The sequence below is a fragment of the Salibaculum griseiflavum genome (genome assembly GCF_003129565.1).
GTDB classification, from domain to species: Bacteria; Pseudomonadota; Alphaproteobacteria; order Rhodobacterales; family Rhodobacteraceae; genus Salibaculum; species Salibaculum griseiflavum.
In genome coordinates this window covers 44,727-60,115 of sequence record NZ_QETF01000004.1, presented here as the reverse complement: position 1 = coordinate 60,115, position 15,389 = coordinate 44,727, and the positions used below count along the sequence as shown (strand labels likewise).

General features: G+C 64.2%; 13 protein-coding genes. 3 read left to right on the top strand and 10 right to left on the bottom strand.

Annotated features, from left to right (window positions below; translation table 11 throughout):
- Window positions 1–56: 56 nt before the first annotated feature.
- The 9 genes from DFK10_RS05040 to DFK10_RS05000 form a co-directional block, all read right to left on the bottom strand.
- The gene (locus DFK10_RS05040; RefSeq protein ID WP_109387251.1) at window positions 57–1,958 is read right to left on the bottom strand and encodes a beta-galactosidase; all 1,902 of its coding nucleotides are present in this window, start codon (window positions 1,956–1,958) and stop codon (window positions 57–59) included.
- Between the two features lie 23 nt (window positions 1,959–1,981).
- Complete coding sequence (locus tag DFK10_RS05035) at window positions 1,982–2,587, bottom strand: 2-dehydro-3-deoxy-6-phosphogalactonate aldolase (RefSeq protein ID WP_109387249.1); 606 nt, start codon at window positions 2,585–2,587, stop codon at window positions 1,982–1,984.
- Window positions 2,584–3,492 (bottom strand): 2-dehydro-3-deoxygalactonokinase, encoded by a 909-nt coding sequence (locus DFK10_RS05030; protein WP_109387247.1) that lies wholly within the window; start codon window positions 3,490–3,492, stop codon window positions 2,584–2,586. Before DFK10_RS05030 ends, DFK10_RS05035 begins: the two co-directional genes overlap by 4 nt.
- Window positions 3,493–3,512: 20 nt before the next feature.
- Entirely contained in the window at window positions 3,513–4,280 is a 768-nt protein-coding gene (locus tag DFK10_RS05025; protein WP_109387245.1) for an SDR family NAD(P)-dependent oxidoreductase, read from the bottom strand.
- On the bottom strand, window positions 4,280–5,995 hold the full coding sequence (locus tag DFK10_RS05020) for an IlvD/Edd family dehydratase (protein ID WP_109387243.1): 1,716 nt from the start codon (window positions 5,993–5,995) through the stop codon (window positions 4,280–4,282). Before DFK10_RS05020 ends, DFK10_RS05025 begins: the two co-directional genes overlap by 1 nt.
- Before the next feature lie 22 nt (window positions 5,996–6,017).
- On the bottom strand, window positions 6,018–7,361 hold the full coding sequence (gene melA, locus DFK10_RS05015; protein WP_109387241.1) for an alpha-glucosidase/alpha-galactosidase: 1,344 nt from the start codon (window positions 7,359–7,361) through the stop codon (window positions 6,018–6,020).
- Window positions 7,358–8,206: a carbohydrate ABC transporter permease gene (locus DFK10_RS05010; protein ID WP_109387239.1), complete on the bottom strand. Its 849-nt coding sequence runs from the start codon at window positions 8,204–8,206 to the stop codon at window positions 7,358–7,360. The genes melA and DFK10_RS05010 overlap by 4 nt, the downstream gene beginning before the upstream one ends.
- Before the next feature lie 14 nt (window positions 8,207–8,220).
- Entirely contained in the window at window positions 8,221–9,150 is a 930-nt protein-coding gene (locus DFK10_RS05005) for a carbohydrate ABC transporter permease (RefSeq protein WP_109387237.1), read from the bottom strand.
- 120 nt (window positions 9,151–9,270) lie between these two features.
- Window positions 9,271–10,539 (bottom strand): ABC transporter substrate-binding protein, encoded by a 1,269-nt coding sequence (locus DFK10_RS05000; RefSeq protein ID WP_217810061.1) that lies wholly within the window; start codon window positions 10,537–10,539, stop codon window positions 9,271–9,273.
- Between the two features lie 137 nt (window positions 10,540–10,676).
- On the opposite strand from DFK10_RS05000, the gene DFK10_RS04995 reads away from it, so the two are divergent.
- The 3 genes from DFK10_RS04995 to DFK10_RS04985 all read left to right on the top strand — a co-directional run bounded on the left by DFK10_RS04995 (window position 10,677) and on the right by DFK10_RS04985 (window position 12,923).
- Window positions 10,677–11,468 carry an IclR family transcriptional regulator gene (locus DFK10_RS04995; protein ID WP_109387235.1) on the top strand — a complete coding sequence of 264 codons (792 nt, stop codon included), beginning with the start codon at window positions 10,677–10,679 and terminating at the stop codon, window positions 11,466–11,468.
- 21 nt (window positions 11,469–11,489) lie between these two features.
- Window positions 11,490–12,551: an ABC transporter ATP-binding protein gene (locus tag DFK10_RS04990; RefSeq protein ID WP_109387233.1), complete on the top strand. Its 1,062-nt coding sequence runs from the start codon at window positions 11,490–11,492 to the stop codon at window positions 12,549–12,551.
- A gap of 147 nt (window positions 12,552–12,698) precedes the next feature.
- Window positions 12,699–12,923: a hypothetical protein gene (locus tag DFK10_RS04985; RefSeq protein ID WP_109387231.1), complete on the top strand. Its 225-nt coding sequence runs from the start codon at window positions 12,699–12,701 to the stop codon at window positions 12,921–12,923.
- A 69-nt stretch (window positions 12,924–12,992) separates the two neighbouring features.
- Here DFK10_RS04985 and DFK10_RS04980 read toward each other — a convergent pair whose 3' ends face one another.
- Window positions 12,993–15,281 (bottom strand): glycosyl hydrolase family 28-related protein, encoded by a 2,289-nt coding sequence (locus DFK10_RS04980; protein ID WP_109387635.1) that lies wholly within the window; start codon window positions 15,279–15,281, stop codon window positions 12,993–12,995.
- Window positions 15,282–15,389 lie beyond the last annotated feature (108 nt).

Genomic DNA, 15,389 nt, shown 5'->3' with positions numbered 1-15,389 from the left:
GCCCAAGCCCGCCGCCTGCGCAATCCCTCGGGCAGGTTGCACGGGTTCGGGAAGGGCTAGCGCGGCTGACGGATCACCCCAGCCGGTGGCAATTCGCCTGCCTCGACCGAGACGGGGTGCGGGTTGTAGTTGAACCAGAACCGTTCCGTGCCCGTGTCGCGGATGCGCACGCCCTCGGGCATGGGATGGGTCGCCACACCCGCCCGGCCGGCGATTTCAGAGACCAGCCTGTCGAAGCCCCGCGCATCCAGCCAGCCCGCCAGGTAGGTCAGCCCGCCAAAGCGCATCGCGACCGGCTGACCGGCTTCGGTTTCCAGAACGGTCTCTCCCACACCTTCGATCTCGTCCAGGTAGCCGGTCACGGCCCCGTCGCCCGACAGGGGCACAGGCATATCTGGGCGCATGGATTCCACGCGAGTCACCTTGAGGTCGATGCCGGGCAGGTCCGGCGGCAGGCGGTCCGGGATGGCCATGTCGCGGGTCCGCGCCCCGGCCCGGGGTCCAAGCACCACCTGCGCGTCCGAGGCCAGCAGCGCCGCCTTCATGTCGTCCGGGATGTGCATCAGGCCGGGCGCGAAAATCGCCTTGTAGCCTGCCAGCTGCGCCGCATCCGGGCGGATGATGTCCACGGACAGCCCCGCCCGGCGCAAGGCGCGGTAACACTCCAGCACCAGCCCGAAATACGAAAGCCCGGCGCCGTGCGGCTGCACCGACCACGCCCAGTCCGCATCATAGTCGAAGATAAGCGCGACCGGGGCCTGCGCTGGCTGCACCTCGGGCGCCTCGGCGATCTCTGCCGCGACCTGGCGGGCCTCGTCCATCGCTGGCGCGTCGGCACTGTCGGGGCGCAAAAGGCCCGCATGCATCTGTTCCTGCGCGAAAGGCGCCTGCCGCCAGCGGAAATAGCAGACCGCCTCGGCACCGTGGGCAAAGGCCTCCCATGACCATAGGCGCACCATGCCCGGCAGCGGGGCGGGGTTGTAGGGCGCCCAGTTCACCGGGCCGGGCTGCTGTTCCATCACCCACCAGCGGCCACGCCCCACGGCGCGATAAAGATCGTGGTGAAAGGCCTGAAAATCCGGGTCGCCCTGCCGGGCAAAATGGCGCTTCTTGGCATCGTCAGCCCCGACGCGATCCTCCAGGAACCCAAGCGGGTAGCTGTCCCAGGACGCGATTTCCAGATCGTCACCCACCTTGAAATGATCGAAATCGGTGACGCGCCCCATGTAGTTATGGGCGATGGGCGCGTCGGACCGGGCACGGATGATCTCGGCCTGCACCTGGTTGAACCGCACCACCTGGTCGGAACTGAACCGGCGGAAATCAAGGGCATGAGACGGGTTGGGTTCCGTCACGGTCAGGTTGGGCAGGTCGACATCGTCGAAGCTGGCGTAGTCCATAGACCAGAACACATTGCCCCAGGCCCGGTTGAGCGCGTCCGGCGATTGATACCGCTGCGCCAGCCAGTCACGGAATGCGCCCCGCGCGGCCTCGGAATAGGACAGGATCGTATCGTGGCAGCCATATTCATTATCTGTCTGCCATGCCGCCACATGCGGATTGCGGCCATAGCGGTCCGCCATCAGCGTGACGATCCGGCGGCATTCCTCCTGGTAGCCCGCATGGCTGAAACAGTAATGCCGGCGCGAGCCGAACTTGCGCGGGCGTCCCTCGGCATCGACGGCCAGCATGTCGGGGTGCTTGTCCACCACCCAGCGCGGCGGCGTGGCGGTGGGCGTGCCCAGCACAACCTTCAGCCCCGCCTGCCCCAGCACCCCGATCGCGCGGTCCAGCCAATCCCAATGCAGATCACCGGGCGCGGGCTCGATCCGGCCCCAGGCAAATTCACCGATCCGCACCCAGGTCAGCCCCGCCTCGGCCATGCGGGCGGCGTCTCTTTCCCAGACCGCCTCGGGCCAATGCTCGGGGTAATAGCAGGTGCCAAGGGTGCGCTGCATCGGATCCTCTTTTCGGTCTTGTATCAGGAAAACGCGGAGTCGTAGGCGGCCACGGCCTCTGCCGCCAGCTTGCCGACGCGGGCCGCGTCATAGCCGGGTTTGTAAAGGTTCGAGCCAAGCCCGAACCCGGTGATCCCGGCCGCGTGCCAATCGGCGAAATCGGCGGGGCCGACCCCGCCCACCGCATATGTTGCTGCCGTTTTCGGCAACACCGCAGACAGCGCCTTGAAGCCGTCCAATCCCAGCTTGAAAGCCGGGAAGAATTTCAGCCCGTCCGCGCCGTGGCGCAAGGCGCTGAAGCACTCGGTCGCGGTGAAGACACCGGGATAGGACGCCATGCCATGGGCCTTGGTCGCTTCAATGACCTCCGGGTTGGCGTCCGGCGACACCACCATACCGGCACCGATCCCGGCCAGCCGTGTGACCGCGTCGACGTCCAGCACCGTGCCCGCCCCGATCATCGCCGCATCCCCTGCATGGTCCACCATGCGGGCGATACTGTCGAACGGGTCAGGCGAGTTCAGCGGCACTTCGATCCGGGTAATGCCCGCGTCCATCAGGGCATCGGTGATCGCGATGGCCTCGTGCGGTTGCACACCGCGCAAAATGGCAATGATCTCTCGGGTCATTGGGCGGCCTCGCGCAGGGTCTCATAGGCCGTACGCAGCCCCCGCAAGGCCATGCCGTCACCGGTCACGGTGGCGACGCTGGCGCCCTGGGCGGCCAACGCGTCATGATAAGCGGCAGCGATGCCCCCCGCCCCGACCACGCGGATATCCTGACCCAGCCAATAGGGCCGCGCCCCGGCGAGCTCCAGTCCGATCAAAAGGCCCGACAGCCGCGCGCGGGACGGCCCCGGCCCGACCCCTTCGAGCAGCGCCGCCGCACGAATGGAGAAAAGCTCGGCCGCGACGGTGGCCGGACGCGACATGGCATCCTCGACCGCCGATGCAAAGGCGTCGGCCTCCCAGTCGCCTCCCTTCACCGAATGGCGCAGCACCGAGGCCTGTTCCAGCAGGGCGAACAGCTCTCCGGTCATGAAGGTGCGGAAACTGACCACCTCCCCGGCGCTGATATGCACCCATTTGCAATGAGTGCCGGGCAGGCACAGCACCCCGTCGAACCCGGGATCGTCGACCAGGAACCCGGCGATCTGGGTTTCCTCGCCGCGCATGACGTCAGGCGGAGAGACCTGCTTGATCCCCGGCACGATGAAAACCGAAAGGCGCGGATCGGCGGTTGTCACCGCGACAGCCGCGCCGATCGAGGGTGGTGCGCAGGGGACGGTCGCATAGGGTGCTTCGGCCCAGCCCTGGCGCGACCCGGCCATGCCGCAGACGATCACCGGAACGGTGCCGCCATCGGGCAGCGCATCGCCCACCAGCGCCAGCAGCGCCGGTTCGAACTGATCGCGCGACAGGTGGCCCATGCCCCGGTCGGATCGGCGCTGGTCCAGCACCGCGCCGTCCGGCCCCATCAGCCAGACCCGCAGATGCGAGGTGCCCCAGTCGACGGCCAGCCAGTCCGGTGTCATGTCACCCTCCTTGTCGCTCACTACCCGGTTACCGCCACGCCGCCATCGACGACCATGGCCTGTCCGGTCATCATCCGGCTGGCATCCGAGGCCAGGAACAGGGTGGCCCCGACGATGTCGTCGGGATGCAGGTGTTCCTTGAGGCATTGCTTGTCCATATGCGCGGCAAGCGCATCGGGGTCGGCCCACATCTCCAGCTGTTTTTCAGTCAGCACCCAGCCCGGCGCGAGCGCGTTGACACGGATCTTGTCCGGCCCGAATTCGCGGGCCAGACTGCGCGTCATGCCGTTGATGCCCGAATTGGCGGTGGTGTAGAGCGGATAGCCCGCCCCGCCCATCATGTAGCTGATCGAGCTGAAATTGATGATCGCCCCACCGCCCAGCGCCTTCATCCCCGGCATGACCGCCTGGCAGGCGAAGAAATAGGCCTTGAGGTTGATCGCCATCATCCAATCCCAGAAGGACTCGTCGACCTCCGCGGTGGTGTGGCGCTGGTCGTTGGCGGCATTGTTCACCAAGGCGCGGATCGGGCCATTGGCGGTGGCCGCCTTTTCGATCGCCGCCTTGAGCGCCGGAATGTCGGTGATGTCGCATTGGATGAACAGCGGGCGATTGCCGGTTTCCTGTTCCATGCGGTCCACGAAATCGGTCGCATCCGAACGGCCCACGAACGCGACCCGCGCGCCCTGGCGCAGGAACCCTTCGGTCAGGGCCGCGCCGATGCCGGAGCCGCCCCCGGTGATGAAGACCGAGGCGCCGTTCAGATCGGGATAGCTGGCTTGGGTCATCAGTGGCTCTCCCTTGTCACGGGGCGGGTGTCCTTGCCCACGAGGAAATCCAGGTCCGCGCCCCGGTCGGCCTGCAACACGTGGTCGATATAGAGTTTCGCGTAGCCGCGCGTGTAATGCGGCGCGTCGGGCTGCCAGGCGGCGCGGCGCGCCTCCAGTTCCGCGGCATCGACGAGAAGTTCCAACTGACCCGCACTGGCCGAGACGCGGATGCGGTCGCCGGTCTTCACCAGCGCCAGGTTTCCACCGGCCTGCGCCTCTGGCGCGACATGCAGGATCACGGTGCCGTAGGCCGTGCCCGACATGCGGGCATCGGAAATGCGGATCATGTCGCGCACCCCCTGCTGCACCAGCTTCTTCGGGATCGGCATGTTGCCCACCTCGGGCATGCCCGGATAGCCCTTCGGACCGCAGCCCTTGAGCACGAGAATGGTGTCCGGCGTCACCGGGAGGTCGTCGCGGTCGATATTGGCCTTCATGTCCTCGATGTTTTCAAAGACGAACGCTTCGCCCTCATGTTCCAGAAGCGCATCCGTGGCCGCCGAGGGTTTCACGATGGCCCCCAGCGGCGCGAGATTGCCGCGCAGCACACGCAGGCCCGCCGCCGGTTTCACCGGATTGTCGAAGGAACGGATGACGTCGGCGTTGAAGCATTCCGCACCCTCGGCATACGCCGCGATATCGCCGCCCAGCACGGTCTTCGACGCTGACAGAAGCCCCTGCCCCGCCAGTTCCTGCAACACGACGGGCATGCCGCCCGCATAACAGAAATCCTCCATCAGGTAGTCGCCCGACGGCATGCAGTTGACCAGAAGCGGCACATCGCTGCCCTGTTCGAAATCATCCAGCGTCAGCTCCACGCCGACGCGGCCTGCCAGCGCCAGAAGGTGCATCACCGCATTGGTGGACCCGCCCACGGCCGCATTGGCGCGAATGGCGTTGATGAAGGCCGCCTTGGTCAGCACGTCCGAGGGTTTTATATCCTCGTCCACCATTTCAACGATCCGCTTGCCGGTCAGATGCGCCAGCGCCATGCGACGCGCATCGACAGCGGGCAGCGCAGCATTCGTGGGCAGGGACATGCCCATCGCCTCGACCAGGCTGGCCATGGTGGAGGCCGTGCCCATGGTCATGCACACGCCCTTGGACCGGGACATGCCGCTTTCGGCGGCCATGAAATCCTGCAAGGTCATCTCGCCCGCGCGCACGGCTTCGGAGAATTTCCAGACATCCGTGCCGCTGCCGATATCCTTGCCCTGCCACTTGCCGTTCAGCATCGGGCCGGAGGACACGACGATCGACGGCAGATCGACGCTGGCCGCGCCCATCAGCTGCCCCGGCGTGGTCTTGTCACAGCCGCCCAGCAGAACCACCCCGTCAATGCCATAGGCACGGATCGATTCCTCGACATCCATGGCCAGAAGGTTGCGGAACAGCATGGCGGTCGGCTTCATCTGGGTCTCGCCCAGCGACATCACCGGGAATTCCACCGGGAAACCACCCGCCTCCCAGACACCGCGTTTGACGCCCTCGGCCAGATCGCGCAGGCCGCTATTGCAGGGCGTCAGCTCCGACCAGGTGTTGCAGATTCCGATGATCGGCCGCCCGTCGAACGCGTGATCGGGAAAGCCCTGGTTCTTCATCCAGCTGCGGTGGATGAACCCGTCGCGGTCGAGCTTGCCATACCAGGCGGCGCTGCGTCTTTTCGTGGTCATTTATTCCTGTCCGTTCCGGCCCTCAGGCCGCTTTCTTCACTTGCGCCCAGCCGGGCAGCCAGTCGCCATGGGCCGCCAGCAGATCATCCACCAGCGCCCGGATCTGGCGCAGGTCCAGCTCGGCGGCGGTGTGCGGGTCCATCATGGCGGCGTGGTAGATATGTTCGGGGCTCTCGTCCAGCAGGGCACGCACCGTCAGTTCCTGCACGTTGACCTGCGTCCGCATCAGCGCCACCAGCTGTGGCGGAATGTCGGTGACGACAGAGGGCTGCACGCCGTTCTGATCCACCAGGCAGGGCGTTTCCACCGCCGCGCCCAAGGGCAGCTGCGGAACCTGTCCCCGGTTGCGCAGGTTGCCATAGGCGGTGAACGGCTGGTCTGTCACGATAGCGTTCATCATCTCGGCAGCGAATTCGTGGCTCTTGGGCACGTCGATGCTGGCCTGCTGGGCCAGTTCGGCCGCCTGCGCCTTCCATTCGGCGACCTGCTCGACACAGCGCTTGGGGTATTCGTCCAGCGGAATACCGAACGCCTCGATCAGGTCCTCGCGGCCCTCCTTGATGAACCACGGCACGTATTCCGCGAAATGCTCGCTGCTTTCGGTGCAGAAATAGCCAAGCTGTTCCATCACCTCGTAGCGCACCTTGTTGGGGCAGCGCGGCATCAGCAGCGGCGCCTTGGGCAGTCGCCCGGCCCGGTAACCCTCGCGCAGGCGTGGATAAAGCGAGGCCCCCGCCGCGTCTTCGAGCCGCAGGAAGAAGGCCACATGGTTCACGCCCGCCACCTTGTAGCGGATATCGCCCGCGTCCATGTCGAGGTCATGGGCCAGTTCCTGCACGGTGTTCTGCACCGAATGGCACAGCCCCACCTGCCGGATATGCGGATAGCGTTCGGCAAGGGCCCAAGTGTTGATGGCCATGGGGTTCACGTATTGCATCAGCAGCGCATCGGGGCAGACCGCGCTCATGTCCTCGGCGACCTTCCACAGATGCGGCACGGTGCGCAGGCCCCGCATGATGCCACCGACACCCAGCGTATCGGCGATGGTCTGGCGCAACCCGTAGGCCTTGGGGATCTCGAAATCGGTGATCGTGCAGGGATCGTATCCCCCGATCTGAAAGGCGGTGACGACGAAATCCGCGCCCTCCAGCGCACGGCGCTGGTCGGTATGGGTGGTCACCCGCGCGCCACTGCCCATGGTCGCGATCATGCGCCGCGCCACCTGTTCGGATTCGGCCAGACGACTTTCGTCGATATCCATCAGCGCGATCTCGGCGTCGCGCAACGCCTCGAAATGCAGCATGTCGCCCACGATGTTGCGCATGAAGATCGTGGATCCTGCCCCGATGAAGGTCAGCTTGGTCATTTAACGGCTCCGAGTGTGAGACCTGCGATGAAGTGGCGCTGCATCAGGAAGAACATCGCCACCGGCGGCAGGGCGGCAACGATGCTGCCCGCGCTCATCAGGTGGTATTGCGCCACGAACTGGCTGTTGAAGCTGGTGATCCCGGCAGTGACAGGTTGGGCGTCCGGACCCTGGGTCAGCACCACAGCCCAGAAGTAATCGTTCCAGATGAAGGTGAAGATCAGCACCGACAGCGCCGCGATGGCGGGCTTCATCAGGGGCAGGACGATGAACCAGAAGATGCGCCATTCCTTGACGCCTTCGACCCGCGCGGCCTCGATCAGTTCATAGGGCAGCGCGCGGATGAAGTTGCGCATGAACAGCGTGCAGAACCCCGTCTGGAACGCGATGTGGAACAAGATCAGGCCCAGCTTGGTGTCGTAGAGGCCCGCGTCCACCGTCAGGTCGCGCACTGGCACCATGAGAATCTGGAAGGGCACGAAGTTGCCCGCGATGAACATGAAAAAGATCAGAAGATTGCCCCGGAACCGATAGATGCCCAGCGCGAACCCGGTCATGCAGGACAGCGCCACGGCGCCGATCACCGTCGGCACGGTGATCAGGACCGAGTTCCACAAGTAGCGGGGCATATCGCTCTCGAAGAAGACCTTGCCATAATTGGTGAACAGCTCGAAGGACGAGGGCAGGCCCCAGTAGTTGCCGTTCGAGAAATCGACGCCGGGCCGGATCGAGAACAGAGCCACCGCGATCAGCGGCATGAGCCACATGACCAGTGCCAGGGGAACCAGCGATTGATAGGTGATCTGCGCCGCGCGCGACCGCTTTTCGATGGGTGTCGGGAACATCTCTTACACTCCTCTCAGCGCCGCGCGTCGCGTTCGTCGCGCCACATGGACCACAGGAAATAGCCGATGAAGACCAGCATGATCAGGAACAGGATCACCGCGATGGCCGAGCCATAGCCCATGCGGAACCCGTATTCCGACAGGGCTTTCTCGAACATGTAGAAGGACAGCACACGGGTAGAGCCGAACGGCCCACCATTCGTCATGATCGAGATCAGGTCGAAGGAGCGCAGCGCGCCGATGATCGTGACCACGAAGGCGATGAATGTGGCGGGACGCAGCTGCGGCAGGATCACGTGCCACAGCATGCGCCGCCCCCGCGCGCCGTCCAGCCGGGCGGCCTCGATCTGTTCGGGGTCGACCGCGTTCAGACCCGTCAGGTAGAGGATCATGCAATAGGCCGTTTGTGGCCAAAGGCCGGCGGCGATGATGCCATAGGTCGCCAGCGTCGGGTCACCCAGGACGTTGACCGGCCCCGCCCCGAAGAGCCCGAGGAAGCCGTTCAACAGGCCTTCGCGCGGCAGGTAGAACCAGGAAAACACCAGACCCACGACGACCTGGCTGATGACGAAGGGAAAGAAGAACAGCGACTTGTAAAGGCGGATGCCCACGATGGTCTGGTTGAGGAACAGCGCAATGAACAGGCCACCGGGAATGGCCAGAAGGTAGAGCGCCAGCCATTTGACATTGTTCCACAGCGACACCTCGAAGGCGCGGTCGGTCATCAGTTCTCGATAATTGTCCAGCCCGACGAATTCGCCCTGCTCGGACAGATCCCCCAGCCCGTTCCATTCATAGGTCGAGATGTAGAAGCTCTGGAAAATCGGGATAATCACGTAGATCGCGAAAAACAGCACGCCCGGCAGAAGGAACATCAACGGCGTGATGATCATCCGGTTGCGCTGGAACCAGCCTTGGGTTTCCGGGTCGGTGGCGATTGTCATGGCGTGTCCTCCGGGCACGGCGCCTGGGCCGCGCGCAATGCATGCGAAAGCCCGGACCGGGCTTGCGGATGGCCTGCGAGTGGCGCGGGGCCCCGCATTGGGGCCCCGGCCGTAACGGATTTACTCGTAGATGCGCTCGCGTGCGCTTTCGAGGCGGGCCAGGATGTCGTCCAGGTTGTCCGGGAACACCATGAACTCCTGCAGACCTTCCATGCCGATCGAGGCCATCTCGGCCGGGAAATCACGGTCGAAGAACTGCGCGATCCCGCCGGTGGCGTTTTCCGACAGCATGGTGAAGCCCTGCTGGATGAACTCGTCATCCGCGACCGACGCGTTGGCGTTGACCGGAAGCTGACCAAGGCCATCGGGGCCGTTGATCTCGGTCTGCACCTCGGCGGAGGTCACGTATTTCAGGAATTCGCGCGCCGCCTCGACATTCTGCGCGCCCGAGGCCACGTGGAACGTGTCGGTCGGGGCATCCTCGCCCATGGCGACATCGGGGTTGATGGCCGGGAACTGGTAGAAGTCGATCTGGTCATCGCCCAGACCGGCATCGCGCAGCTGCGGCACCACGAAGTTGCCCATCAGGTAGGCGGCGGCTTCGCCGTTGACCATGAAGGGCAGCGCCTCCTGCCAGCTGTAGGTCTGATGGTCGTCGATGAAGGCGCCCATGTCGATCAGGGTGCGCCAGTTCTCGAAGGTCTGACGAACGCCCTCATCCTCGGTCCAGGACAGCTCGCCGCGGGCCAGGGCCATGTGGTGGTCAAACCCGTTGGTGCGCATGTTCAGGTAGTCGAACCAGCCACCGGCGGTCCAAAGGAACTTGGTGCCGATCGTGTAGCACTTGCGCCCCGAATCAAGGATCGCCTGACAGTTGGCGATTTCCTGCTCGAAGGTCTCGGGCTCTTCCAGCCCCAGCTCGTTGAAGATGTCTTCGCGGTAATAGACGCCCCACTGGTAGTAGGTATAGGGGATGCCCCACTGCTTGCCATCCATGGTCATCGCGCCCTTGACGGACTCGAGCCCCTCATAGTCGCCGGCGTCCCACCAATCGGTGATGTCCATGAACAGGCCGGAGTCGACGTATGGCTCCATCCGGTTGGCGGCATACCAGTTCACCACGTCCGGCGGATTGGCCGACAGGGCGTTGCGGATCTGGCTTTTCCAGGCTTCGCGATCGACGATGTCCAGTTCGACCGTCAGGTTCGGGTGCATGGCGTCGAACTCGGCGGCCATTCCCTCCATCACGGCGCGCGGCGCCGGATTCGACATATCGGAAATGATCCGCAGGGTGCCCTCGAGCTCCGAGTGCGCCTCGGCGAAGGCAGGGCCGGAAAGGCCAGTGGTCATCGTCAGCGCGACGGCTGCCGAAGTGAGTTTCTTGAGCATTGGTGTCCTCCCATAATGCAGCGTCGGATTGTTCCAAATAATGAAACCTTATTCCAACTATTGAAACTATGCGGGATTCGGGTTAGCAAAGTCAACACCCGGACGGCACCGTCCGGACAAGGGAGGACATAACGCGGATGAACCGGCAGACCACGAATGGCGGACATGCGGATGGCACGGTCGGCAAGGCGCTGGACGTGATGGACCTTGTCGCGGCGAGGGGGCGTCCGGTGCGATTCGCGGAACTTCTGGCCGAATCCGACCACCCCAAGGCGACGCTCTACAGGCTGCTGCAAACCCTGACCAATCAGGGCATGCTGACCTATGACGAGGCGCGCCAGACCTATGCGCCGGGGCTGCGGCTGGTGCGTTTGGCCCACGCGGCCTGGCAACAAAGCTCGCTCGCCCCCATTGCCCGGCCCTTTCTGGATGCGCTGTCCGAACAGGTAGGCGAGACGATCCACCTCGCGCAGATGGACCAGGGGCAAGTGCTCTACGTGGACAAGCGCAATGCCCGCAAACCCATCGACATGTTTTCAGAGGCGGGCAAGATCGGCCCGGGCTATTGCACCGGGGTCGGCAAGGCGATGATGGCCTTCCTGCCCGAAGACGACCGCGCCAAGGCGATCAACATGCAGGCCTTTTTCGCCCACACCCCGCGCACCCTGACCGACGCCGAAGCGCTGGAACGGGAACTGGACGCGATCCGCGCCGAGGGCGTGTCCTTCGACCGTGAGGAACACGAGCAGGGCATCATCTGCATCGCCGCGCCGATCCTGTCGGCCACGGGCCGGGTGATGGGCGCATTGTCGATCACCACCTCGACCCAACGCAACACGCTGGACGGGCTTGAAAAGCTCCGCCCGGCCCTGACCGAAACTGCCACGAAAATCGCCGAAGCTGCCGAAAGCTGGCAGTTCCCCGGCTGATCGCATCTGGAGGAGAAACCGATGACCGGTGTTACGCTGACCAAGGCCGTCAAGAGATACGGCGCCACGCAAGTGATCCATGACATCGACCTGGACATCGCCGATGGGGAGTTCTGCGTCTTCGTCGGCCCCTCGGGCTGTGGCAAATCCACCTTGCTGCGCATGATCGCGGGGCTGGAAGAAACCACCGAGGGCCAGATCCACATCGGCCCGCGCGACGTCACGCGGGTCGATCCGGCGGATCGCGGTGTGGCCATGGTGTTCCAGACCTACGCGCTCTACCCGCATATGACGGTCGAGGAAAACATGGGGTTCGGGCTCAAGATGAACGGCCACCCCAAGACCGAGATCAATGAGAAGGTGGCCGAGGCCAGCCGCATCCTGAAGCTGGACGATTACCTCAAACGCAAGCCCAAGGCCCTGTCCGGCGGCCAGCGCCAGCGCGTCGCCATCGGCCGCGCCATCGTCCGCGGCCCCGAGGTGTTCCTTTTCGATGAACCGCTGTCCAATCTCGACGCCGAATTGCGCGTTGACATGCGCGTGGAAATTGCCCGGCTGCACAAGGAAATCGGCGCAACGATGATCTATGTCACCCACGACCAGGTCGAGGCGATGACCCTCGCCGACAAGATCGTGGTGCTGCGCGCGGGCCGGGTCGAACAGGTCGGCAGCCCGATGGACCTGTATGAGGACCCCGACAACAAGTTCGTCGCCGGGTTCATCGGATCGCCCTCGATGAACTTCATCGAAGGCACGGTCGAAGGCGGCAAGCTGCGGGTGCCGTCGCTTGGCAACCGGCTTGTCGATGCCCCCGTAGGCCTGCCCGCCGAGGGCAAACCGGTCTACCTGGGCCTGCGTCCACAGCACCTGACAATCGCGCCGGGTGACAGCGACATCAAGCTGGACATCCGGGAACGGCTTGGCGGCGTATCCTACGACTACCTGATCCCGCCGGGCGGCGAGAGGATCATCGTAGAAAGCCGCGACAACACCGCGATGACCGAGGGCACGAGCGTGGTGATCGACTTCGACACCGCCGACGCCATGTTCTTCGACGGCGAGACCGAGCAGCGGCTGCGCTAGGACAGATTACGCCTGTTGCGTCTCACGGACCGTGCTTTGCAGCAGGCGCATAGCGCGAATGCGCGATTGGACGTAGCGCTCCGCCCGGCGCTTCCCTAACTTCGCGGCAAGGGAGGAAACCACGCACAACCCGGGACGAGGTTTCCAATGGCAGACATCACCGACACCACCTTCGGCGCACCGCGCCTTCGCGACATCCTGCGCGGAGTCGGGCGGGCCTTCTGGACCGCCGCCGAGGCCCATGGCAGCCGCGCTGGGCGCCGCCGCCGGATCGAGGCGCTGCACGAAAAATCCGACGCCGAACTGGCCGAGATGGGCATTTCGCGCGACCGGATCGCGCACTATGTCTTCAAAGACCTCTACTACATCTGAGCCGACTGCAATCCGGACAGGAAAAAGGCCCGCCGGTCGGCAGGCCTTTCCACATTCGGGATGCTGCGGTCAGGCGGGGTTGTCCATCCGCACACAGAACCGGATCTTTCCCTTGACCGGCTCGGGCCAGACAACCCGGAATTCATGGGTGTTGGCCCCGTTCACCGGGTCGATATAGGGCTGGTGAAAGACCGTCTGGCCGGATGAATTGGTTATCGCCTGGACGGGCTCCACGCTTTCGATGGTTCGGGTCCAGCCACCGAAAGGCAGGAAGGTTCCGGTATCCACGATCCAGACGCTGTCCTCGGTCTGCTGGTTGTGGATGTCGCTGTAGGGGTTGCGAACCTGTTGGTTGACCCCATTGAAAACATTGCCCGAGAAAGTGATGTTGCGCATCGTGTTGAAGTCCAGATCGGCATAGGTCGTGTCGATATGCTCGACCCGGTCGATATTTCCGCTATAGGTGCGGAACACGTTCCCGGACACGTTCAGTCCCTGGATCGAATGGTTCTGGCCATAGGGCTTCACCACGATCCAGCTGAACCACGGTGCCACGTCGGAACAGACACAGATGTTGCCCGTCATGGTCAGACCACCGAACGTGTATTCGTTCTGGGCATCGGGATGCGCGTCATGTTCGTTGGTCAACTCCACAAAGCTGTTGTCGATGTAGTTCGCCGTGATGGTCGAAACGCAATTGTGCGAAGTCAGGATGATCCCGGCCTGCCGCACACCCTGAGTTTCATTATCCCCCATGTACCAGTGATTGCCGGTGATCAGGTTGCCGTTTCCTCCCAAGACACCGAAGTGCTTGAACCGGGCCGCCCGGTTGTTCCGGACCGTCGCATCGTTGTGATTGATGTTGAAACACAGCGTCGTGCGGTCGCTCAGCGGCAGGGATTGCTCGTTCGAATTGAAGACGCAGCCAAAGATATCCAACCCGTTACACCCGGTGCCGGGGCTGGTGATGGCCCGGTCCTTGGGCTTGTTGAACTGGCAGTCACGCATCCGCATGGAATGGCCATCGGGGGCGAGCATGACACAGGACGCGATCCCCTTGCAGTGGAAGTCGATGTCTTCCAGCTCCAGCGCCGAGAGCCTGTCGAAGCCGGAAAAATCGAGCAGGTACTTGAACCGGGTGAAGGTGAAGACCTGGGTGCCTTCCGCATCGAAGAGCGACGAGGACAGCGTGACCTCCTGGCCGGGCACGTCCACCGCCTTGACATAGACCTCGCGGCCCACCCCGTTGCCCGTCACCAACGCACCGACCGGGATCGACGCGGCGTTGACCACGTTGGTCAGCGTGCGGGCACTCGCGACAGAGTAGCTCGCCTGTGATGTGACAATCTCGGTATCCCAGGCCGCGCCGGGATCGGGCTGCAGCTGGCCATTGCGGATGACGCGGCGCACCTCGAAAGCAGGCTTGTTGACCACGGCCGCGAAGGCATCGACAGGCTCGGACAGGCTGATCCTCCGCCCGCACAGGTCCAGCGATTCATGGTCCGAAAAATTCAGGAGCGCCTGGAACGCCTTCTTGAAAGCCAGCTCCTCGTCGCCAAAGGCATCCGCATAGGTGGCGAAGTCGAAGTTCTTCTGAAACACAAGCCGGTGATCGGGGGCCATTGTCACCGTGCCCTCGAACCGGATCTGGTTCTGGATAGTGACGTTGTCGCCCAGGAAATAGGTTCCTGCCGACACCAGCACCTCGCGCCCGCCGGCGTCCAGATCGGCCGCTTCGAACGCGTCGCGGTCATCGGTCACACCGTCACCGACCGCACCGTAGTCGCGCACGTCGACCACGCCCATCATGTCGCGCAGAAAGGCCCCTGTCACGTCCTCGATACGGATATCGTCGATCCGCACAAGGCCGCCGCTGGGGCCGGTCAGGTCCAGCCCGATATGCGCCGATCCGGCCTTGGACCAGACCATGTCCACCCCGCCACGCGGACCGGTGCCGATGATCGCGCTGATCTCGACCACCTCTCCGTAAGCGGTCAGCGTGATCTCCGGTCCCTCCTTGGTGACGCCGCCCAGAACAGACCCATCCGGCCAAAGCGGAAACCCCGCGATCCGCACATTGGGCAATGCCCCGGACACCGCCTTGACCCGCGCGGTCACCCGCAGGTAGCAGCCCGGCCGGATCAGCGTGGCCCCCATGTGGCGCAGCTTCTGCACGGAATTGGCCTTGCTGATCTCGATACAGCCGCCGAAATCCTGGTCGGCAGGCACGAAAACGCCAGTGCCCGACCCCGCATAGGTGTCCGAGCCCGGCGTGCCATCCCCGCTTGACCAGACATCAAGACCGTCCGCGAAGGCCGGCGGCATCAGCACCAGCCCATCCGTGATCACCTTGTTCATCATTCCCCTTTCCCGGCAGCGCCGTTCAAAATCCGTGGCATGGGCGAAAGGGGTATGGGGCCGGGGTAAACGCCCGCTTGGGCCACCGTCACGATGGCCGGCGAAGCC